The organism is Paenibacillus luteus (assembly GCF_006542765.1).
Lineage (GTDB): Bacteria > Bacillota > Bacilli > Paenibacillales > Paenibacillaceae > Pristimantibacillus > Pristimantibacillus luteus.
Window position 1 is genome coordinate 94,265 of the sequence record NZ_SKCD01000019.1, and the last position, 21,810, is coordinate 116,074.

The 21,810-nt window shown below is 49.1% G+C and carries 28 protein-coding genes; 27 read left to right on the top strand and 1 reads right to left on the bottom strand.

The genetic code is table 11. From position 1 onward, the window contains the following. Positions 1-216 (bottom strand): PspC domain-containing protein, encoded by a 216-nt coding sequence (locus E0496_RS15575; protein WP_141502717.1) that lies wholly within the window; start codon positions 214-216, stop codon positions 1-3. A gap of 369 nt (positions 217-585) precedes the next feature. Here E0496_RS15575 and E0496_RS15580 point away from each other — a divergent pair, with 369 nt between their 5' ends. From E0496_RS15580 to E0496_RS15700, 27 genes are all read left to right on the top strand, one after another. Next, on the top strand, positions 586-1,782 hold the full coding sequence (locus E0496_RS15580) for a LolA family protein (protein WP_141502718.1): 1,197 nt from the start codon (positions 586-588) through the stop codon (positions 1,780-1,782). A 148-nt stretch (positions 1,783-1,930) separates the two neighbouring features. Continuing rightward, complete coding sequence (gene alr / locus E0496_RS15585; RefSeq protein ID WP_141502719.1) at positions 1,931-3,115, top strand: alanine racemase; 1,185 nt, start codon at positions 1,931-1,933, stop codon at positions 3,113-3,115. 228 nt (positions 3,116-3,343) lie between these two features. Then, a complete protein-coding gene (locus E0496_RS15590) occupies positions 3,344-3,625 on the top strand; it encodes a CopG family ribbon-helix-helix protein (RefSeq protein WP_028609437.1) in 282 nt (93 codons plus the stop codon). A 3-nt stretch (positions 3,626-3,628) separates the two neighbouring features. Continuing rightward, a complete protein-coding gene (locus E0496_RS15595) occupies positions 3,629-3,979 on the top strand; it encodes a type II toxin-antitoxin system PemK/MazF family toxin (RefSeq protein ID WP_028609438.1) in 351 nt (116 codons plus the stop codon). A gap of 336 nt (positions 3,980-4,315) precedes the next feature. Beyond that, positions 4,316-5,041, top strand: a complete 726-nt coding sequence (locus E0496_RS15600; RefSeq protein WP_141502720.1) for an SAF domain-containing protein — start codon at positions 4,316-4,318, stop codon at positions 5,039-5,041. Further along, the gene (locus tag E0496_RS15605; protein ID WP_141502721.1) at positions 5,038-5,886 is read left to right on the top strand and encodes a CpaE/TadZ family protein; all 849 of its coding nucleotides are present in this window, start codon (positions 5,038-5,040) and stop codon (positions 5,884-5,886) included. The genes E0496_RS15600 and E0496_RS15605 overlap by 4 nt, the downstream gene beginning before the upstream one ends. Beyond that, complete coding sequence (locus E0496_RS15610) at positions 5,883-7,253, top strand: ATPase, T2SS/T4P/T4SS family (RefSeq protein WP_141502749.1); 1,371 nt, start codon at positions 5,883-5,885, stop codon at positions 7,251-7,253. Before E0496_RS15605 ends, E0496_RS15610 begins: the two co-directional genes overlap by 4 nt. After that, the gene (locus E0496_RS15615) at positions 7,250-8,185 is read left to right on the top strand and encodes a hypothetical protein (protein WP_141502722.1); all 936 of its coding nucleotides are present in this window, start codon (positions 7,250-7,252) and stop codon (positions 8,183-8,185) included. Before E0496_RS15610 ends, E0496_RS15615 begins: the two co-directional genes overlap by 4 nt. A gap of 13 nt (positions 8,186-8,198) precedes the next feature. Then, a complete protein-coding gene (locus E0496_RS15620; protein WP_141502723.1) occupies positions 8,199-9,089 on the top strand; it encodes a hypothetical protein in 891 nt (296 codons plus the stop codon). A 37-nt stretch (positions 9,090-9,126) separates the two neighbouring features. After that, positions 9,127-9,276: a hypothetical protein gene (locus E0496_RS35870; protein ID WP_175598066.1), complete on the top strand. Its 150-nt coding sequence runs from the start codon at positions 9,127-9,129 to the stop codon at positions 9,274-9,276. 48 nt (positions 9,277-9,324) lie between these two features. Continuing rightward, positions 9,325-9,471, top strand: coding sequence for a hypothetical protein (locus E0496_RS35610; protein ID WP_161601438.1), 147 nt, complete (start codon positions 9,325-9,327; stop codon positions 9,469-9,471). Beyond that, positions 9,468-9,893, top strand: a complete 426-nt coding sequence (locus tag E0496_RS15625; protein ID WP_141502724.1) for a hypothetical protein — start codon at positions 9,468-9,470, stop codon at positions 9,891-9,893. Before E0496_RS35610 ends, E0496_RS15625 begins: the two co-directional genes overlap by 4 nt. Further along, a complete protein-coding gene (locus E0496_RS15630; protein ID WP_241674819.1) occupies positions 9,894-10,400 on the top strand; it encodes a hypothetical protein in 507 nt (168 codons plus the stop codon). 59 nt (positions 10,401-10,459) lie between these two features. Beyond that, on the top strand, positions 10,460-11,683 hold the full coding sequence (locus E0496_RS15635; protein WP_338325858.1) for a M24 family metallopeptidase: 1,224 nt from the start codon (positions 10,460-10,462) through the stop codon (positions 11,681-11,683). 21 nt (positions 11,684-11,704) lie between these two features. Then, on the top strand, positions 11,705-12,184 hold the full coding sequence (locus E0496_RS15640) for a PH domain-containing protein (RefSeq protein WP_141502726.1): 480 nt from the start codon (positions 11,705-11,707) through the stop codon (positions 12,182-12,184). Continuing rightward, positions 12,177-13,727, top strand: coding sequence for a PH domain-containing protein (locus E0496_RS15645; protein WP_161601439.1), 1,551 nt, complete (start codon positions 12,177-12,179; stop codon positions 13,725-13,727). Before E0496_RS15640 ends, E0496_RS15645 begins: the two co-directional genes overlap by 8 nt. Before the next feature lie 178 nt (positions 13,728-13,905). After that, positions 13,906-14,439, top strand: coding sequence for an RNA polymerase sigma factor SigY (gene sigY, locus E0496_RS15650; protein WP_141502728.1), 534 nt, complete (start codon positions 13,906-13,908; stop codon positions 14,437-14,439). Then, positions 14,426-14,764 (top strand): YxlC family protein, encoded by a 339-nt coding sequence (locus E0496_RS15655; protein WP_141502729.1) that lies wholly within the window; start codon positions 14,426-14,428, stop codon positions 14,762-14,764. The genes sigY and E0496_RS15655 overlap by 14 nt, the downstream gene beginning before the upstream one ends. Continuing rightward, on the top strand, positions 14,752-14,976 hold the full coding sequence (locus E0496_RS15660; protein ID WP_141502730.1) for a sigmaY antisigma factor component: 225 nt from the start codon (positions 14,752-14,754) through the stop codon (positions 14,974-14,976). Before E0496_RS15655 ends, E0496_RS15660 begins: the two co-directional genes overlap by 13 nt. A gap of 33 nt (positions 14,977-15,009) precedes the next feature. Continuing rightward, a complete protein-coding gene (locus E0496_RS15665) occupies positions 15,010-15,219 on the top strand; it encodes a PLD nuclease N-terminal domain-containing protein (protein ID WP_241674820.1) in 210 nt (69 codons plus the stop codon). Next, complete coding sequence (locus E0496_RS15670) at positions 15,216-16,166, top strand: ABC transporter ATP-binding protein (RefSeq protein ID WP_141502731.1); 951 nt, start codon at positions 15,216-15,218, stop codon at positions 16,164-16,166. The genes E0496_RS15665 and E0496_RS15670 overlap by 4 nt, the downstream gene beginning before the upstream one ends. Then, the gene (locus E0496_RS15675) at positions 16,163-17,008 is read left to right on the top strand and encodes an ABC transporter permease (protein WP_141502732.1); all 846 of its coding nucleotides are present in this window, start codon (positions 16,163-16,165) and stop codon (positions 17,006-17,008) included. Before E0496_RS15670 ends, E0496_RS15675 begins: the two co-directional genes overlap by 4 nt. A gap of 106 nt (positions 17,009-17,114) precedes the next feature. Then, positions 17,115-17,498, top strand: coding sequence for an ATPase (locus tag E0496_RS15680; protein WP_141502733.1), 384 nt, complete (start codon positions 17,115-17,117; stop codon positions 17,496-17,498). Positions 17,499-17,666: 168 nt separating this feature from the next. Continuing rightward, positions 17,667-17,954 carry an Asp-tRNA(Asn)/Glu-tRNA(Gln) amidotransferase subunit GatC gene (gene gatC / locus E0496_RS15685; protein ID WP_141502734.1) on the top strand — a complete coding sequence of 96 codons (288 nt, stop codon included), beginning with the start codon at positions 17,667-17,669 and terminating at the stop codon, positions 17,952-17,954. Positions 17,955-17,989: 35 nt separating this feature from the next. Continuing rightward, entirely contained in the window at positions 17,990-19,447 is a 1,458-nt protein-coding gene (gene gatA, locus E0496_RS15690; RefSeq protein ID WP_141502735.1) for an Asp-tRNA(Asn)/Glu-tRNA(Gln) amidotransferase subunit GatA, read from the top strand. A 36-nt stretch (positions 19,448-19,483) separates the two neighbouring features. Then, positions 19,484-20,923, top strand: coding sequence for an Asp-tRNA(Asn)/Glu-tRNA(Gln) amidotransferase subunit GatB (gene gatB, locus E0496_RS15695; protein WP_141502736.1), 1,440 nt, complete (start codon positions 19,484-19,486; stop codon positions 20,921-20,923). A 145-nt stretch (positions 20,924-21,068) separates the two neighbouring features. Beyond that, positions 21,069-21,779 carry an MgtC/SapB family protein gene (locus E0496_RS15700; RefSeq protein ID WP_141502737.1) on the top strand — a complete coding sequence of 237 codons (711 nt, stop codon included), beginning with the start codon at positions 21,069-21,071 and terminating at the stop codon, positions 21,777-21,779. Positions 21,780-21,810: the final 31 nt, after the last annotated feature.

The following is a 21,810-nucleotide window of genomic DNA, read 5'->3' on the forward strand; positions in this document are numbered from 1 at the left end:
TTAGTAGTGGTCAGCAAATCTGAAATCTTGGCTCGGTGCTTTTGGCACAACCAGCGTTGCGATGAAATAAGCGATTAGGACAGCTCCAAAACTGAAGAACGAAGTAATGACGACAAGCAATCGTATAATTGTAGGGTCAATGCCCAGCCATTGCCCAAGACCTCCGCAGAGACCTGTTAGCTTACTATCCGTAGTTGATCGAAATAATTTTTTCATTTTCGTTCATCCTTCCTCGTGTTCGTCTATGTCCTAATTGTAGAGGGTTATCTTGGATTCCGTAACGGACCGCAGTCGGTTCTGAGTACTAGGCTTTAGGCGGGTATCGCTGCGACAAACGGCGGGGCAGGCAAGTAGGCTATTTTTATTTTCTATAGATGTAGAGGAGCTTGCCTTTAATCGCATGGATAGGAGAGGATCGAAATAAATAAGGTTTACATGATAGACGAATAAGTCACGCAATTGTGAGTTGGAAATAAAAAATGGCCGGTTTGCCTAAGCTTGTCAAACTAGTCCGCATAATTGGTCAAGTCCCCTCATAGACATGTTATCAGCCAGTAAAAAACAATGTGCAGAGGGGATGATTACATGCGTCGCATGACATGGACCGCGGCAATAATATTATGTTTGTCGCTAGTATTAGCAGCTTGCGGAACGAAGGACGCCGAGTCCGTGGTTAAGGAGCTCGACAAAGTAGTAAACAGTATGGAGAGCTATCAAGGAAGCGGGACGATGACGCTGCGGACGGGACAGCAGCCACTCGAGTACAAGGTGGAAGTATCCTATCAGAAGCCGCAATACTATCGGATCAAGCTTACCAATGAAGAGAAGGACATTACACAAATCGTGCTTCGCAATGACGACGGCGTATTCGTTCTCACACCGAAGCTGAATAAAGTATTCCGCTTCCAAAGCGATTGGCCGCAAAATCAAGGCCAGGTTTATTTGTACCAAACGCTCATTCAAAGCATCTTGGTGGATAACTCCCGGCAATTTGTCATTGATGAGGATTCTTACGTGTTTGATGTAATGGCCAATTATAATAACGGATCGTTGGCCCGCCAGAAAATTTGGCTCAATAAATCGGATTACAAGCCGGTTCAGGTGGAGGTCAGCGACACGAATGCAGCGGTGATGGTCGAAGTGAAATTTGATAAATTCGACTTCGGTCCGAAATTTGATAAAGCCGTGTTTGAGACGGAAGCGAATATGAATGCAACCCCGTCCAGCCAAACGACAGAAGAGCCGACGATGACCTTGCCGGATGAGTCGGGAAATAATGGAGCAACAGGCAACGAATCGAGCAATGCGAATACAGGCACTAACAACAGCGGCAAGACGCCAGAGAACAGCGCCGTAGATGGCGATGATCAAACGAATAACAGCGGCAATGCGGCAGAAGAGGAAGAGGATGATGCTGCCACTGGCGCGAAACCGGAGGAGAAGGCTGAATTTACTGCGATGAAGCCGTCTTACACACCGGATGGCGTAGTTGAACAGGATTTTGTAGATATCGTGTTCGGCGGTAATCCTGGACTGATGAGCCGTTACACCGGAGACTACAGCTATACGCTTATCCAGACAGAGCCGAAAGATCAAGCGGCATCGCTTGTTCCAGGGATGATGGTCGATCTCGGATTTACGATGGGGCAGCTCAACACAGACGAGCAGCAGACGCTTACATGGACGTATGAAGGGCATCAATTCCGTCTGACGAGCGCTAATCTGCCGGAATCCGAAATGATTAAGGTCGCACAGTCGGTACAGGGTGAAATCGGGAAATAAAACGGGTAAACGCGAGAATTTCCAAGACGTACTAGCCAATTCCGGCTTTCGTTTCATTGACAGTCCCAGCAGCAACGTTTAACATTATTGCTATTGATGTTTGCTGCTCGGATTGTTGTGGCTGCTATATAAGGAGAAGGTGAACGGCTTGGATTCGTTTTATCGCCCAACCAGGGTAGAATTGTCATTAGATGCATTACGACATAATTTACAGGCTTTTCGAAAAGCCATGCCACAGGGCTGCAAGCTGATGGCTTCGGTCAAAGCAAATGCTTATGGGCATGGTGCCATCGAGGTAGCACGAGAAGCCGAACGCAACGGCATTGACTATCTTGGCGTTGCATTTCTTGATGAAGCTTTGCAATTACGGAATGCTGGCATCCAAACCCCGATTCTTGTGCTTGGTTTCGTGGCTGCGGATGCCTTGTCTATTGCCAGAGACCGGAATGTGACCATCAGCTTGTTTCGTGATGATATTTTGGAAGCGGCAGCTAAGCTGCCTATTGATCCCGGCGGTCGCAAGCTTAAGGTGCACATTAAGGTTGATTCCGGCATGGGACGTCTTGGTGTGATTGGAACGGCTGCTGCGGTGTCTTTTATTGAAAAGGCTCTGCAAGTTCCCCAGCTTGACGTTGAGGGCTTATTTACACACTACGCGCGTGCAGACGAGGCTGATAAGGACTACACGATGCTGCAGTACGTTAGATTCCGTGAAGTGGCTGAGTATGTAGAGAAGCAAGGCTTGCAAATCCCCATTATTCATGCGGCTAATAGCGCTGCGGGAATCGATACTCCGAATTGGGCAGGTGGCATGCTACGCCTTGGAATAAGCATGTATGGCTTATATCCGTCGGAAGAGGTTAACAAGCAGCGGGTTGATCTAGAGCCTGTGCTGACATTAAAAACGGAAATTACGATGGTCAAAACAGCGCCGCCAGGCTGGGGCATCAGCTATGGCACGCGTTATGTCACGAAAGGCGAAGAGTTGATCGGTACGCTGCCTATCGGGTATGCTGACGGCTTTAGCCGCATGCTTAGTGGAAAGGCTTACGGGCTTGTTCGCGGCATGAAGGAGCCGATACGCGGGACTATTTGCATGGATCAATGTATGATCGCGCTTGACGCAGCTTCAGAAGCAGCTTCGACGCCCGTTGCGGCTGGCGAAGAGGTGGTGCTCATTGGCCGCCAAGGCGATGCGGTTATTACGGTGGAAGAAGTTGCAGATCAGCTTGGCACGATCAACTATGAGTTGATCTGCATGCTGGCTGCGCGTATACCGCGTGTATACGTAAATGGAGGCCAAGTGACTGCCATTCACAACCCCTTAGCTTAAGCCGGAATCTAACATGGAAATCTTTTCTTTCTGCATATTTTCGCAAATGAAGAGGATTTTCGCTAAATAGGACGAATGTAGTAAGACAGATCATCTATAAGGGCTATACATGAAAACATACAGCATATTTGATATACGGCGATCATAGATATGTTGAAGTATAGCGACGGCAATAAATTGTTATAATGAGTAGTAAGGTTATGGAAAAGTTTTGGGGGTGCGAGTACGGTGGCCAATGTACAAAATACCAAAAGGATCATGATAAGCCTGCCAGATCACTTGCTGGAGGAGGTTGACGGGATAGTTGCCAAGGAAAACTCCAACCGCAGCGAATTTATTCGGCAAGCCATGAAGCTATATTTGGTCGAGCGCAAAAAGCGTCAAATCCGGGAATCCATGCAGCGCGGATATATGGAGATGGCGAAAATAAACCTGAACATGGCCTCGGAAGCTTTTCAAGCGGAGGAAGAAGCAGATCATACGTTAGGCCGTCTCGTTAGCGGGGTGTAGAGGGTGATAGTAAAACGCGGAGATGTATTTTTTGCGGATTTATCCCCCGTCGTCGGATCGGAGCAGGGTGGTGTTCGCCCCGTACTGGTCATTCAGAATGATATCGGAAATCGCTTCAGCCCTACGGTAATTGTTGCTGCGATTACGGCACAGATCCAGAAAGCGAAGCTGCCCACCCATGTAGAAATGGATGCAGCCGCACATGGATTTGATCGTGATTCCGTCGTGCTTCTTGAGCAGATCCGAACAATTGACAAGCAGAGGTTAACCGATAAAATTACGCATCTGGACGACGAAACGATGCGCAAGGTTGATGATGCGTTGTTAATTAGTGTAGGGTTAATCGATTTTTAATAACGGTGAAATAGAGCTATCCGGTTCAGGAGCTGCAGCTGCTGAACCGAATAGCTCTATTTTTATTTTCAGGAATGGGCAAATTCTCTAAAATGTGGTTCGGTATGATTACAAAATACGTTGGAAAATGACAGGTTATATGGTTCTTTTGTCGACATTTACTGTTTTTTGCTGAATTTAGGAAAAAAATGATAGACAAATGAAAGTTTAATTTGCTATTATGTACTCAATTACTTATTGCTACTAATATATGAGCTTTATTATGCGAAGAACGCACGCGGTACCCTTAGAGGGCTACTGCTGCGTTCTTTTTTTTATGCTCAGAGAGGAGTGGAGATGAAGAGAAGGCGAAGTGCAATCATCAGCTTAACCGCTGCGGTGCTTTCAGCAAGTTTGGTTTATGGCATGTATGAGCTGCAGCGAATCCAAATTGAACGGGAGGATACCGTCGCTATCGTGGTACCAAAGCGTTTTATTGGAGCGGGCGAGCGGCTCTCTGAAAGTGATCTGGAGTTTAAAATGCTTCCGCAGGCTGCTTATCTCTCTGAAATGGTGACCAAGCTGGAGCAGGCCACAGGAAAGGAAACGATCATTCCTTTAGGGAAAGGAGAGCCTCTCCTGCTATGGAAGGTTGACGATTATTATTTGCAGCCGAGCAAAGCGGAGTCGACGTTCCAAATACCCAAGGCATACATTCTCTCCATTTCAAACGGAATAAGGGCGGGTGACAAGGTGCTGCTTTATGCCTCAGGAGAGGAGTCGCCTTCGCGGAGGCTGTTCACACAGGCTGTCACTGTAGCTTCGGTAAAAACTTCAGGCAACGTAGAGGTTGATAACATAGAGAATCCTAACTTGTTCTCGCTAGCAGAGGGGGACAAGCAGCAGATGTATGCTTCAAGGCGCGAAGCCAATGGCATGATTGATTATTTGAATTTGAATTTAACGGAGGAGCAGTGGTTTGAGCTGGATGAATTATGCCGCAGCGGCGTGCTGAAGCTGGTCGTTGCCTACAGCCCCGAGTCGCTTGAACTCATTGCGGATGAGGAGGGAAATGGAACGTGAGCGGAGCTCTAACGCCTCTTGCTGCATTTGTTGGCACAACCCCGAATATAGGAACTACGGCGGCAGCGTTTGCCGCAGCGTTCCGAATGGCGGAAGCAAGCGGCATGCCGATCGGATACTTGTGCCTCAATTTAAAGAGCGCCAAGATTCATCGCTACCTCGGCGTGGAAGAGCCGCCGGTAACGCTGGATAAGCTTCGACCGGAGCTGCGGTCTTATACGCTGACTCCGGAGAAGCTGCGAAGAGCCGCTTATATTGTCCCTAGTCAGCCCAATCTTCAAGTATTGTTCGGCAATTTGATGAGGGACCAAGCGGAGTATTTTACGCCTGAAGAAGCGGAGCATCTTCTTGCAATAGCGGAGCAAACCTTCGCATTCGTCATTTTGGACGTTGGAGCTTATTGGGATAATGCGGCTACCATTTGCTCGATCCAAAGGGCCAGCACGCGCATTCTGGTGACGACGCCGGCATTGTCTCATTTTCAAGAGGATGGAAAACGCTGGATTAGTCAGGTATCTCCGCTATTTGGTGTAGCGCCTGAACAGTATGATTCGATTATTATCAATAGCCCATGGAGGAGTGGAGGTTATCAGATGAAACATATTTGCAAAGAGCTGGGTACGTCTGCGTTAGGAAAGCTTCAATTGAGTGAGCCGGTTTTCAGCCAGTTGGATAATGGAACGTATGCGCAGTGGCTCAAAGCAGACCCGGAGGGCAGGCAAGCCATGCAGCTGCCTACGAAAGCGATTATGCAGAGGCATGGTATCCGAAGCAAGCCGGCAATGATTTCGGTTCAACCCTGGTATCGGAAGCTGATGACTCATCGCAACGGTACGAGCTCATGACCGCTCAGCCATCGCGCTTCTCACCCTCGGAATTTGCAGCCCAATTGCAATTAGAAAAGGATAGCCGCGAGGCCAAAGCAGCGGCTCCCTATTGGTCTTCTGAAACAAAGGATGAATTTATAAGGCTCTCTGAGGATATAAGAGGGTATTTAAGCGCTCCGCACGGATTGGGCGAAGAAGAGCGCAGGCAATACAGCGAGACGCTTAATCGTGCGGTACTCGGCTATTCGCAGGAGCGCGAACAAATCCTTGCCGTTATTACGGACCGACTGATCAGATTGCGTATTCATGGTTCTTCTAATGTCCAGCATCCTTATCAAACGTTAGCGGAAGCCCTGTTTGCAGAGGTCATTGGCCTGAATGTGCTTGAGTTGATTTTGGCGGATAAGGAGGATCTGGAGGAAATACAGGTTGTTGGAGAACGGATATTCGTTGTCAGAAACGGCTTGACTGTTCCTTCGGTTTATCGCTTCAACAGTGTTCGCGAGGTTGAGCGCATCCAGCAAAATCTGGTGCTCTACAACAATGACCGGATTAATCCGCGCAAACGATGGGCAGAGGTGATGCTGCGCGACGGCTCGCGCGTAACGCTGACTGGCTTTGGATTTACGGCTAGCCCAACGCTGACGATCCGCTTCTATACTGTCCGCAGCTTCAGTCTAGTTACGCTCAGCAACCCTCTTTATAGGACGATGAACGAGCGTGTGGAGCAGCTGCTTAGAGCGATATTGGCGGCCCGATATAATTTGGTCATTATTGGACCAACCAATTCCGGCAAAACCAATCTTATTAAAGCATTGATTGCCGAGCTTCCGGACGAAGAGCGGATCATTACAATCGAAGGGCGATTTGAAATGATGCTTGGCCGTGATTTTCCAAACAAAAACGTTGTGGAATACATGGCCGAGGAAGATGATGCGCACCATCGCGCCGATCAGGCGTTTAAACTTGCGCTTAGGCAGTCTCCGCAGCGGATTATTCATGCCGAGATTCGTGATCTGGATGCGAATATTTATGTCCGGGCGTGTACGAGGGGACATTCCGGGAGCATGACGACGGTTCATGCGAACAGGCTAGAGGACGTGCCGGAGGCGATTACCGATATGTGCATGCTCGATGGCAGAGGAATGAATGCTGAGCGCTTGACGAAACGTATCACGCAGTATGTAACAGAGATAGGCATTGAAATGAGCTATCTTGGGGGACGCCGGGTGATTAGCAGAATCGGAGAGCTTTACTGGGAAGAGGGGCAAACCCATGTCCGGGATTGGGTAAGATTTGACGAGTCGCTGGATGAATGGATGTATCCTCACCCTCCGTCAAAAAGAGTGGCCGACCAGCTCTTAAACGGGTGGGGTGAGCGGTGAGCCAGCTATCGGTCAGTGCGGCTGCTTGCCTGCTCTTTTGCTTGATATTCATTGCTCTATATCATCTGCTGCTTATTTGGTCCAAGGAGCGGGAGATGGTCCGGAAACTAACTTACCGTGCGGAAAGCAGCTGGCGTAAACGGCTCATTCGCCGTTTCAAGCGTTATGAGAGGCTGTATGTTCACTTGTCGGATTTAATGGAGTCGCTCCGCTTGAAGATGACGCCTTCTGCTTTCGTATCCCTGTCTGGCTTGCTGCTGCTTGCCGGAGTTGCGTCAGGCGGTCTTTTTTTCCAAAGCGTGCGGGGAACCCTGTTATTTGGGGGGTTGCTTGGTGCGCTGCCTTATACATCGTTAAGAGCATTACTGGTGCATCGGCGGATGCAGACGCAAATGGATTTTTTACCTGCGGTAGAGTTATTTTATCAATGCTATTTGGTTACAGGCGAGAGTCAGGTAAGGGTAGCTCTTCAGCGTACAGTTGAGGAGCGTCGGCTGCTTGGCCCGATGCAAGCGGTATTTGAACAGCTGTATCGCAATCTTTCTGTACGCGGTGATGATGAGGCGAGTCTTCGTCTGCTGTCCTTATCGCTGGGCCATTTATGGGCAGATTATTTTGTGAATATTTTGCGCGTGGCGCTTGTGGAAGGGGTTCCTATAACAGATAGCTTGAAAGAGCTTCTGACCGATATGCGCAAGGCAAGGCGCGCGAATGAGCAGGAGAGAAATCGAATGCTCGAAATACGCGTAGCTAATTTCTCCCCGTTGTTGTTTCTTGGTCTGTTTATCGGCATCAACCTGCGCTACAACAAGGATAATTCTTACTATTATTACGTTGTCGATCCGCAGGGGCGAGATATGTTATTAAATGCGCTGCTGCTTATTTTCGCTTCATTCCTAATGGGTTTGTGGCTGTCGCGCAAAAAAATGTGAAGGGAGTTCGTCAATGCCAGAGTTTACTCAAAGCTTGCTTCGTTTCGCGGTGTTGGCAGGCCAGTCTCTTTTCGGAGCGATCGCCATTTATGCGCTATTGGAGCTTTGGCCACAGCGTCCTTCCAGATGGAGGCATCTGGCGCTGCTGAGCTGGCGAACGAAGTCTGCACCTGACAAGTGGCTGCGTCTGCTCCTCGTTTCGAGGCAGCAGCCTTCCTTTATGGAGCGTGAGCTGCTCCTCGCCGGCTGCGGCGTAACTTCGGATGCCGCATGGTATGTGCTGGCTAGAAGAGTGCTCTTCGCAGCCGTTAGTGCTGCTTTGGTTGCTGCTGCTGCAGGACACGAGCATGTGAACGCCTATGTTCCTGCTTCCTATTTGATTAGCTACCTGCTGATCCTTATGCTGCTGATTACTTTTGATTTAGTTTGGCTGCGCTCTTTTCGAAGAGTACGTGCACTTCAGATCACCAAAGAAATATTCGTTATCAGCAAGCAGCTTCTTTATATGTCGGAATCCTCGCTGCATATTCATGCCAAGCTGCTGCGGTGCATTCCGTTTACGAGAGCTACGCGGGTTGATCTCGAGCGGCTGCTGGCGGAATGGTACCATGACGCGGGCGGCGCCCTGCAGCGCTTCAAGCAAAGGCTTGGCACAGAAGAGGGACTAAGCTTTGTGGAAACGCTCGATGCGCTTCGGCTGCATGAGAGCCGCCAGTATTATGATATTTTGCGCGTACGCATCGAGGATTACAAAGAAAAGATTGAGCTGGCCAAAGAAAGCCGCAAGGAATCGGCCTCGTACCTTTTATTTGTTATAGCGGGCATTCCCATCTTGTATACGTTTCAAATCTTTATTTATCCGTGGGTCCGCGAGGGGCAGAAGCTTTTTCAATCGCTAAGCTGACTAGCCATTTTTCGAAAATAAGAAAGGAGGTGATCGCATGCGCAATATTTTGATGACCGTAATGCTGCTTGTTGTTGTGGTTGTTCTGTTCAATACGATAATCGCCAAGGATACAACAGGTACGAGAAGCCAAATTGAATCACAGGGAACCTCTGCCAATACGAAGATAAGCCAGCTTCTGCCGTAGCTTCCTTCAACATATTTATACTCCGATGAGGATGGGGGTATCCATTTTATGCGTGGAATCTTAATCTCGATGCTGCTGCTTGTCACTGTCATTGTGCTCTATCAGACTGTCGCGGAAGGTGATAAAGGCATGAAGAAGCAGCTTGACGGCGCGGGTAGTGCAATCGGCAGCCATATTAGGGAAACGAATCCGTGAAGCAAATTTTGGTTTTTGTACTGTTTGCCGGACTTCTTTGCTGGTTAATGTTCTCTCCTATCTATAAGCATGTTCTTATTGTCAGACAAGCGGTACTGCAGCAGGAGGTTGATTATTTGCTGGAGGTTGGAGCAAGCGGGGCATATGGTTACATTAGCGAGGAGATGCAGGAGCAGTCTCGGCAGCGGATTGCCCGGTTTGGGATGCGTGCAGAGAACATAACATTTGAGCTTTCTACGACAAGCGGGCTTACCGCATCCAATCCGAACATCCCTCTAATCCGCGGAACTGGCATCTCTTTAACGATGAGCTATCCCTATGAAGGGTTGTTTGATATCGATCGTTTGATCGGGCTGACACCGCCTTTGCCTGATGAGCGAATAAAAGCATTTGGCAAGAAAATGAGCGAATATGTCCCTTAGGTGAAGAAAGCGGGTGAATCGATGTACAAGCTGCTGCTTATCGTAGTGATGATGACGGTGTGGGTTTCGATTCATCTGCTGCAGGTGGAGGAGGAGCTCGCGATGAAGACATTATTCCAGGGGAAGCATGCGATTAATCGGGCCACGCATGCGGCAGCCCAGCAGGTTGATCTGGAAGCGCTTGGCGAAGGGCTGCTTCGCTTAGCGCCCGAAGAAGCTGCGGGCGCTGCTTCTTTGTATTTAAGAGAAAACTTGAGGCTGGATACGCTAGGCGTGCCGCTGCCGTCCTCTTTTTTGAAGCATCAAGTAAAGGTGGTCGTTTTTGAGGTGGTGAATACGGAGCAAGCTTTTCCGTATACCTACCGAAACACTGAATATAATTATGAGGTTACGCTGAGAAAGCCGGGGGTTATTATGATTGTCCATATGGTATACCCGAGAGCTTTTCAAGTCATGGAACCGATAGAATGGTACTTAAAGGGGGCGGCCGAGCTCGTATCCGGTTGACTAGCATTTGGAAAATTGGTGTAATAAGGGGAGGGAACTTATAGGAGCTGAGGACTGAAGTGATAGATATTGTACCGGATATACCTGCTGAGCTAGTCAACGAGCGTATCGCACGTCTCCAAGAAGCGATGAGATCGGCACACATTGATGCTTTTCTCATTACGCAAAATGTCGATTTGTATTATTTCAGCGGATCGATGCAAAATGGTTATTTGTTTGTCCCTAGCGAAGGGGAGGCTACTTTTTACGTGCGACGCAGCGTTCAGCGCGCGAGACAGGAGACGGCACTGCGCGTGGTGGAGCTTGGGGCTTTTCGTATGTTTGGAGAAACGCTGGCTAAGCAGTATGCGTATTTGTTTGATAAGAGCGAAGGAATTCAGATTGCAGCTGATTTGGATGTACTGCCAGCGCAGCTGTATCTAAAGCTTGTGGAACTAATGAGCAAGCAAGGACGTTCTGGGCTCATAGACGGCTCAGCGATCGTGCGCAAGCTCCGGATGATTAAAGCGCCTTGGGAGATCATGCGGATTGAAGCAGCAGCTGAAGTTGTGGCGGAAGCGTTGAATGAAGCGCTGAATGACCTGAAGGAAGGCGTTAGCGAGCTCGCTTGGATGGCACGCGTTGAATATGAGCTGCGCATACGCGGACATATCGGCTTGATGCGCATGCGCGGTTTTAATCAGGAAATTACGACGGGAATGGTCATTTCAGGAGCGGAAGCCGCTGTTCCATCCTATTTTGACGGACCTGCAGGAGGTTTGGGACTGGGTGCGGCATCGCCTCAGAGCGTGAGCCGGTCACCTATCAAGCGTAACGTTCCGATTCTTATCGATATTGGCTGCTGTGTAGATGGCTATGTCATTGACCAGACTCGAACAGCGGTAATCGGAGAACTGCCAGAGTCACTGCAGTATGCTTATGGAATATCAGAAAAGATTATGGCTTCCTCTGAGAGGCAAATGGTACCCGGTACGTTATGCTCGAAGCTGTACGAAGATGCGCTTGAACTGTGTGCTGCGGCAAAGCTGACGGATCACTTTATGGGTTTTGGCGCTGACCAGGCGAAGTTTCTCGGCCATGGCATCGGACTGGAAATTGATGAGTGGCCAGTGCTTGCCAAAGGTTTTCACATGCCGCTGGAGACCGGCATGGTGATTGCGGTAGAACCGAAATTCACGTTTCCTGGCAAAGGCGTTGTAGGGATTGAGAACAGCTATTTGATTACAGAGCAGGGCGCTAAAGCGCTGACTCGTTCGAAGGCGGAGCTTATTGTCCTGCCGTAGAGACATGAGGGAGACATGGAAATGAATCGGGACTTATCGAATCGGCTTCATCGCGACTATATTAAAGTTTATCGGATTAGCGGTTTAATTACGCATGGTGTGTTTCTAGCCGTCATTATCGCTTATTTGACCTGTGCTTCCCTTTGGGATTGGACGCTTATCCCCGGTTGGATCGCCTTGTCTATTGTTGTCCTTACATTCATCTTGTTTATTTGGCTCATTCCGAGGATGAAGTATACCCGTTTTCAATATGAGCTGTTTGACGATGAGCTGGAGATCCAGTCTGGCCTTATTTTTATAAGCAATGTGTTGGTCCCCATGGTGCGCGTGCAGCATGTTGAGCTGGAAAGCGGCCCTTTAATGCGAAAGTATAACCTGGCCAGCGTTTCGGTTGTGACGGCTGCCACTACGCATAAAATCAGCGGGTTAAAACAGACGGAAGCAGAGCATCTGAAACGGAGAATCGGCATTTTGGCGAAGGTGGATGATCAGGATGAGTAAGCGCCGCACGCTACATCCCATCTATGTTTTGTTTGGGCTGCTGCAGACGATTCGCGGCTTCTTGCCATTTATATTAATCGGTTTAGTGAGGGGAACGGATTGGACCGAATTGGCTTGGTATTGGTATGCCGGAGCTGGCGCATTAGCAATCATCGTTACGGTTTTCAGTTTCCTTGAATGGAGAAGCTTCGGCTTTTGGCTGGAGGAGGACCGAATCATCATCCGAAAAGGCTTGCTGCTGCGCGACGAGAAAACCATCTATTATGGACGCATCCATTCAGTCAACGTAGAGCAGCCGCTTGTGCAGCGAATACTCGGCGTTGCGCAGGTGAAGATCGAGACGCCTGGCGGCAACAAGAAGGCTGATGGCATACTGCCTGCACTCTCGGTCAAGGAAGCTAATGATATTCAACGAGTCCTAAGGAAACAAGCGACTACGAGCACGGAGAGCATAAGCCTCATAGATGTAATGACACAACCAGACCAACCAGCCTCGCTAGCCCAAGGGCCTGTGATTAAAATTAATGACAAGCTGCTCGAGAATGAGAAAGCGAAAGCAGCACTAGAAGCTCAGACAAGCAGGACCGTATCAAGCTTTACGCTTCGTCCGCTGCAATTGCTGCAAGCGGCAGCTACATCCACGAATTTTGGGCTTGTTGCTGCTTTTATGGCCGGTGTGTACTCGTTTGCCGATGATCTGATTAACCAACTGCTGCCCGATCACTTTTTCGAGTCGGTGGTAGAGGATTCGGCGAGTTTTATGCCAGGGGTTATCTTTATTGTCATTGTTATTATTGCAGGCATTGGATGTGCATGGCTGCTTTCCATCCTATTATACATACTCAAATACAGCGGATTTTCCGTCAAAAAGGATGGCAATCAGATTTCGGTTTCTTATGGCCTGCTGGAGAAAAAAACCTTTGTTTTTGATCCGAAGAAGGTACAGGCTGTCATCGTCAATGAAGGCTTGCTGCGCCAAGCGTTTGGCTACGCGGAAATTCAGCTCCAGATCGTATCGTCAGACAAGAAGGAGCAGCTGATGCTGCATCCATTTTTGAAACGGGCAGATATTGAGCGGGTGCTGCATGATTTTGTACCTCAGATGAAGCTGCCATCGAATGAGGCATTGGCAGGGGCGCCGAAGCGTGCGCTGCTTTATTACGTAAGAATCGAGCTGCTGATTACCGCGCTCATCTGTGCGGGATGCATCGTGTTTTTCAAGACAGACGGATTATGGTCGCTGCTGCTTTTGCCACTGATGCTCTGGTGGAGAAGGAGCTGTTACCTCGCAGCTGGCGTCCTGCTCCAAGAAGGACAGCTCACGCTGCGCAACCGATTCTTATCGAGATCTACGTATTTGATTCGCCGGCCTCAGATTGTTACGATGCGGGCGAGCCGCTCGGCAGGCCAGCAGCGAAAAAAACTGCTTACGCTATCGGTTCGCGCGCTCGGAAGCCCTATGGAATATCAGGTCAAATGCTTGGACCGGCATGATGTTGAGCCGGTGTGGCAGTGGTACAGCCGCAGCCTTAGTAAGCAATAGCATAGCGACAATCCATACAACAGCTGCAGAAGCGTTTCTTGCTTCGACGGCTGTTTTTTTTATCTTTTAGTTAGAAACGAAATGATCGCTTGAATATTTTTTTGAAAACCGAGTGAACGAAATGGGGACTCTATACGTCATAGCAATAAGTAATTGAACGCAAGGAGGTTACGCGCTCGTGCATGACGAGACGAAGCTAATCAAGCAAGCGGTTCGCGGCGACTCGCGAGCGCTTTCTGAGCTGCTGCAGCAGCATTATTCTTTTCTTTACCAGTACTTGCTTAAGGTAACGATGAACAAAAATCGCGCAGAGGATATTACGCAGGAGACGATGTTGAAGGCCATCGAGAAAATATCGTCCTTTCAAGGGAAATCGAAATTTTCAACCTGGCTCATTACAATCGCATCGCGGCTCGTCGTTGATCGAATTCGGAGAAATGAGCTGGAGAAGCATTGGCTGCAGGAGCAGCAGTCACTGCATTCGATCCGCTTTGATACGCTGCAGCGGGGAGACGAATGGCCAGAGGCGCTTCAAGCGTTAGGGCAGCTAAGCAGCGATATTCGGATTCCCGTGCTGCTTAAATATTATTACGGTTATGCGCAGGAGGAAATATCCTCCATGCTGGACATACCTGTCGGAACAGTAAAATCGAGGCTGCACAACGGTTTAAAGCAGCTGCGGAAGGAGATAACGGAGCATGAAGAAGCCTAATGAGGAAATAGAAGATCAATTGTGGTTCGAGGATCGGCTAAAAGACGCGATGACCCAGTTTGACGCTGTTCATGCGCCGAAGGTCCCTAGCCTGCAGCAGTTTGAAGCGCTTGTGGATGATCACAAGCAAGAAATGAAAAAACGGCTGTGGAAGGAGCTGCTGCTGTTTTGGTTGATCGCTTGTTTCATTCTTGGCCTGATGTTATGGGTGCTTGACCGAAACGTGGTGTGGTTTGCGATTCTTCAGATTTGCATAGCAGTAGGCGGAATTTCATTTGTCACCATGAGGTTCAGACGAAGGAAGGTGAGCACATGGAAGAGCTGAAGGTTTTGCCGCCATGGTTCTGGATAGTGCTCATTCCCATACTAATTGCACAGTCCACATGGTTATTTATCGATGCTCGCAAACGGGACAGCATGCCTTGGCTATGGGGACTATGGGGCTTGATTCAAACGCCAATGCCATTGGTATTTTATTTTATCTTTGTGCGGAGCGGGTGGTTTTCAAGCAGCCCAAGCAAGGAGAAAAAGGAATAAACTGTCCTTGTTTAGAAGAAAGGAGCGTTTTTTATGAAGGAATCCATTGATTTATCGCAAATTTTACCCATTATTGCGCCAATTATCGTCATCCAACTGATCCTGATGGTCATTGCGTTAGTATTATGCGCCAAAGCAGATCATACGCGGGGACCGAAGTGGGTTTGGGTGTTGATCATTATATTCGTTAATATATTCGGCCCGATTGCTTTCTTTATTGCGGGAAGGAGGACGGATGGATGACAACACTGCTGCAAGTGAAAGGATTGAGCAAGTCCTTTGGTGCTGTAAGAGCAGTTTCAAATATTGATTTTACGATCAGAGAAGGGCACTGCGTGGCATTGTTAGGGCCAAATGGGGCAGGCAAAACGACGACGATTCGAATGATTACCGGTCTGCTGAAGCAGACCTCGGGCAAGATGGAATTTCAAGGGGCGGCCGAAGGCGTCCATTATCGAAGTTTAATCGGCTACCTGCCGCAATCACCTTCATTTTATTCTTGGATGACGGGAAGCGAATATCTCATCTATGCGGGGCAATTATGCGGACTTAGCGCTGCAACCGCCAAACTACGGGCCAAAGCGCTGCTTGAGCGGGTAGGCATTTCCGGCGCAGCCAAGAGGCGTATCGGCTCCTATTCCGGAGGAATGAAGCAGCGGCTTGGTCTGGCACAGGCTCTCGTTCATCAGCCTAAGCTGCTCGTTATGGATGAGCCGGTATCCGCACTTGATCCGCTTGGCCGTAAAGAGGTGCTGGAACTGCTTCGCGAGCTGAAGCAGGAAACGACGGTGTTGTTTTCCACTCATGTGCTTCATGATGCAGAGGTGCTGTGCGATGATGTCATCATCATTCGTAATGGGCAGGTCGCTTTGCAAGGGGCAATTGATCGCATTCGCGAAAACCACCGAAAACCGACTATAGAACTCCAAGTCGAGCAGGACGAGCATTCGCAGCGATGGATGTCCACTTTTTCTAGGCGCATTCAGAGCCTTTTGAACGAAAAGGATGAGGGAGCTTTATTTCAAGATGTCCAGCTGCAAAACGGTATAGCGCGTTTTACTGTCAGCGAGATGGATGCTGCTAGAAGGATGCTGATCGAGGAGCTAGCGCGCGAGCAGGTCAAGGTGAGCAGGCTGGAAGTTGGCCATACCTCATTGGAAGATTTATTCATGAAGGTGGTGACCGGATGAGCAGCGAAACGAAGGCATCTCCGTCGTTTTCTGTAGCCAACCCTCCTCTATCATCAAGCATGACCCGGTATAGGGTGATGGTTGAAAAGGAACTTCTTGAGCTCGTACGCAGCTTCAAGCTGTTATGGGTTCCACTCGTTTTTATTTTACTTGGCATCATGCAGCCGGTGTCTACTTATTATATGCCGGTCATACTTGAGCACGCTGGCAGCCTACCGGATGGGACCGTTATTGATATTCCATTGCCGCAGGCTGCAGAGGTGCTAGCTCAAACGCTGCAGCAGTTCGGTACGCTTGGTATTTTAGTGCTGGTGCTCGTCTGCATGGGCAGCGTGTCAGGGGAGCGCAATAGTGGAGCGGCATCGCTTATTCTCGTCAAGCCAGTATCGCCGCTCTCTTATGTCGGATCCAAATGGACGGCAATGCTTATGCTGGCATGGGGTTCTCTTGCTGCTGGATATTTGGCGTCATGGTACTATACAGGATTGCTGATTGGAGCGGTTCCTCTGAGTAAGGTGATTGGCAGTCTGCTCATCTATGGGCTGTGGTTAACATTTGTAGTATCCATTACTATACTCTTTAGTTCGCTGCTTAGAAGCCCTGCAGCAGCAGCCTTCTCCACGTTAGTTGGATCGGTTGTGTTATCCTTGTTGGCGGGGTTATTCCCCAAGGCGCTTGGCTGGAATCCAGGTGCGCTCAGCGGCTTTGCTTCTCAGGCGGTTGTTTCTGAAATATCTGATAGCGGAAAGTTTGGCTTGGCAATATTAGTCGTTTTTATCGGCATGGCTTCGGCGGTTTTGGCAGCTGCAGGCGCTCTTCGCAGAAGCTCGGCGGTCGAATAATAAAAAAAACAACTCTATGAACTCTCTCTTCGATTGGACACCGCTATTATTTTTTAGTAGGATAGTAGTGAAAGAATCAGCGACGAAGAAACAGGAGTTGAGGACGATGCTACAACTAGGCACAAAGGTCGTCATTGTGGCTGACCAATATGAACAAAACCTTCCCATAGGGGAGCATGGTTATATAATAGCGTACGACCGCAATGCGGATAATGTATTTGATTATGTGCTTAGAGTTCCTTCGGCTAATCGGAATTTTCTTATTCCCGATGAAGACGTAGAGCTTGAAGAAGTGCTTATCCAAGATGAGGTTGACCGCATCGAGCGGGAGGCGCTTATTGATTTTGCACTCGCTACTCATAATGAGGAGTTGTTCAAGCGCATTATGAACGGCGGCGAAGAGCCGGAGCCAGAGGCAGAGCTTGCCGGCAAGGAACAGCTCAGTCCGGCAGATTTTATCCGTCAGGTGAATTTAAAGGCTTGGATTTAGAACGCAGCTGCAAGCCGCAGACTGTTCTGTATGTCACTTTGCTGACAGCGGGGCAGTTTTTTTTTTGCTGCGGTAATCAAGTCGTTTGCCGTTTTCATTGATGTTCGCCCTAGATGTGCGATATAATGGGAAGAATGATTACAGGAAATAGGAAAGGAAGAATACCTGATGAGCATTACGCCCAAGGATGTAGAGCATGTCGCGAGACTGGCGCGGTTGGAGCTGTCCGATGCGGAGAAGGACCAGTTTACGGAACAGCTTAATGCGATTTTGAAATACGCAGAAAAGCTGAACGGCCTCGATACGGAAAACGTGGAGCCGACCAGCCATGTACTGCCGATTAAAAACGTTATGCGTGCGGACGAGAAGCGGCCGTCGCTGCCGATCGAAAAGGTGCTGCTTAATGCACCGGATGAAGAAGATGGACAATTTAAAGTACCAGCGGTACTTGAATAATACGAATGGGTTTGATATGAAGGGAGGAACTACTGTTGGCACTGTTTGATTTGCGCCTGCAGGATGTACATAACAAGCTTAACAACAAGGAACTATCCGTTTCTGAGCTGGTTAGCGCATCGTATGCGAGAATTGCGGAAACTGAGCCTGCGATCCAGGCTTTTATTACATTAAATGAAGAGAATGCGCGCTTGCAGGCTTCCGAGCTGGACAAGCAATTGCAAGAAGGCGGCGAACGCGGTTTGCTGTTCGGATTGCCCGCGGGAGTGAAGGATAATATCGTGACGGAAGGGCTTTTGACTACGTGTGCGAGCCAGTTTCTTAGCAATCACAATCCGATATACGATGCGACGGTCGTTCGCAAGCTGAAGGCAGCCCAATCCGTAACTATCGGAAAACTCAATATGGATGAATTCGCTATGGGCGGCTCAAATGAAAATTCGAGCTACTTCCCTACGCGTAACCCATGGAACACCGAATACGTGCCTGGAGGCTCAAGCGGCGGTTCGGCGGCATCGGTTGCTGCCGGCCAAGTGTATTTCTCGCTTGGCTCTGACACGGGCGGATCGATTCGTCAGCCAGCAGCTTATTGCGGAATTGTCGGTCTGAAGCCAACCTATGGCCTCGTATCGCGCTTTGGCCTCGTTGCGTTTGCTTCGTCGCTTGACCAAATCGGGCCACTTACCAAAAATGTAGAGGATTCCGCTTACGTACTACAAGCTATTGCAGGCTATGACGCAAGCGATTCTACCTCGGCTAATGTCGAAATTCCTGATTACACTTCGGCTTTGACAGGCGATGTGAAAGGGCTGCGCATCGGCGTGCCTAAGGAATATCTGGGAGCGGGCATCGATCCGCGGGTTAAGGAAGCGGTGCTGCAAGCTTTGGCGGTGTATGAATCGCTTGGCGCAACGTGGGAAGAGGTTTCACTGCCTCATACGGAATACGCGATCGCAACCTATTACCTGCTTGCTTCCTCGGAAGCTTCATCGAATCTGGCTCGATTTGACGGCGTGCGCTACGGCGTGCGTGCAGAAAATCCTGAGAATTTGATTGATCTGTACAAAAAATCACGCAGCGAAGGCTTTGGCGCCGAAGTGAAGCGCCGGATCATGCTGGGTACCTATGCGCTTAGCTCCGGCTATTACGATGCTTATTACTTAAAAGCACAAAAAGTACGGACGCTAATCAAGCAAGATTTTGACAATGTATTTAACCAATATGACCTCATCGTCGGACCTACGGCTCCGACGCCTGCGTTCCGTATCGGAGAGCAGGTTGGCGATCCGTTGACGATGTACTTAAATGATATTTGTACGATACCGGTAAGCTTGGCGGGCGTTCCCGCGATTAGCGTTCCATGCGGTACGGCTGATGGCTTGCCAATCGGCTTGCAAATTATCGGGAAAGCGTTCGACGAATCGACGGTGCTGCGCGCCGCTCATGCGTTCGAGCAGCATACGGAGCATCATAAACAACGTCCGCAGCTATAAGCGGGTATATATACGTTTACGAAGGGATCGATACGAATGTCTGAACCGAACAAATACGAAACGGTTGTCGGGCTGGAAGTCCATGTGGAGCTGCACACGAACAGCAAAATCTTTTGCGGCTGCTCCACGGCTTTCGGCGCGCCTCCGAATACCCATACCTGCCCGGTCTGCCTTGGGCATCCCGGCGTACTGCCGGTATTGAACCGCCAAGCGGTTGAATATGCCATGAAGGCGGCTATGGCCTTGAACTGCCAGATCGCCGATATCAGCAAGTTTGACCGTAAAAACTACTTTTACCCGGATTCGCCGAAAGCTTACCAAATTTCGCAATTCGACCAGCCAATCGGCGAGCATGGCTGGATTGAAATCGAAGTGAACGGCGAGACCAAGCGTATTGGCATTACGCGGCTTCATCTGGAAGAGGATGCAGGCAAGCTGACACATGTGGATGGCGGCTATGCGTCCCTTGTCGATTTCAACCGCGTTGGCACGCCGCTGATCGAGATTGTTTCAGAGCCGGATATCCGTACGCCTGAGGAAGCAAAGGCCTATTTGGAGAAAATCAAAGCGATCATGCAGTACTGCGATGTGTCTGACGTTAAGATGGAAGAGGGCAGCCTTCGCTGCGATGCGAACATCAGTCTGCGCCCTTATGGACAGAAGGAATTCGGCACGCGTGCCGAGCTCAAAAACATGAACTCCTTCCGCGGAGTTCAGCGGGGTCTTGAATACGAGCAATTCCGCCAAGCAGAAATTTTGGATGGCGGCGGAGTCGTGATACAGGAGACTCGCCGGTTTGATGATGCAGTTGGCAAGTCCTTCTCAATGCGTGGCAAAGAAGAAGCACATGATTACCGCTACTTCCCAGACCCGGATTTGGTTTCCCTGCACATCAGCGAAGAGTGGAAGCAAAGCATTCGTGCGACCATACCAGAATTGCCGGATGCACGCAAAGCGAGATATACGGTCGATTACAGCTTGCCATCCTATGATGCGGAAGTGATTACATCATCCAAAAAACTCGCGGATTTCTTTGAGGAGAGCCTTTCTTATACAAAGGATGCCAAGTCCGTGTCTAACTGGATCATGGGCGATTTGCTTGGCTATTTGAATGCGAACAATCAGGAAATCAGCGATGTGAAAATAACCGGACAAGGCCTTGGAGAAATGATTGGTTTGCTTGAGAAAGGCACGATCAACGGTAAAATCGCTAAAACGGTGTTTAAGACGATGCTGGAAACAGGCAAGCTGCCACAGCAAATCGTTGAGGAGCAAGGGCTTGTTCAAATAAGCGACGAAGGTGCTGTTCTACAAATCGTAGATCAAATCATAGAAGCGAATCCTCAATCTGTTGAGGATTATAGAGCTGGCAAAGATAAAGCGATTGGGTTCCTAGTCGGCCAGATTATGAAAGCGTCTAAAGGAAAAGCCAATCCGGCACTCGCTAACAAGCTGCTGATCGAGCGGCTGAAATAAACATAAACAACTGCTAAGACGCGGATTATCCCTGTGATGATTCGCGTCTTTTTTCTGTATCCCATACAGGTCAAGCCACCCGTAAACCCCAACTCCATTAGGCAATTATGTTACAATAACGAATATAGAAAGGTCGGGATTGCTTATGGAATTAAGTACGCTTCACAATCCCTGGGCAATTAGCGAGCTCCATATTTTGCTCAGGCTGATGCTTGCCTTGCTGCTTGGCGGCCTGATTGGCTTCGAACGCGAGCAGTCCAATCATGCGGCAGGATTGCGGACCAATATCTTGGTTTGTTTGGGATCATGCTTGCTGATGCTGCTTTCGATGTATGGCTTCTCGGCATTCGTAGATCAGCCGAATGTTAGGGTTGACCCAGCACGGCTAGCAGCTGCGGTTATTACGGGCATTGGCTTCCTGGGAGCTGGAACCATTTTATTCACCGGTAAATCAATAACAGGTTTGACTACAGCGGCTTCGCTGTGGGTAGTATCGGCCATTGGACTAGCAGTGGGCGCCGGTTTTTATTTTGCCTCAGGTACCGCGACAGTTATGGTGCTCATCACCCTGTGGGCCTTTAATAAGCTGGAGAAAAGGTACATAAACGCGAGGAAAGAGCATTTATTGATCATTAAAGCGAATGATTTGTCCCAAGTCATGCTGGATATCAATGCGTTGATGACGGACCAAAAGATTACGATGCGAAAAATGAAGCTTGAGGAGTGCGCAGATGAGGCGGAAGGAGAGCTGCTGCAGCTACAGCTCTACATCACATTGCCGAAATCGGAAGCATTGCTTGTTCTTCTTGATAAAATAAAGCATTTGGAGGGTGTACGTTGGGTCAGCTCGGAATAAGACGATCGAAGAATAGGCTGCTCACCGTTTT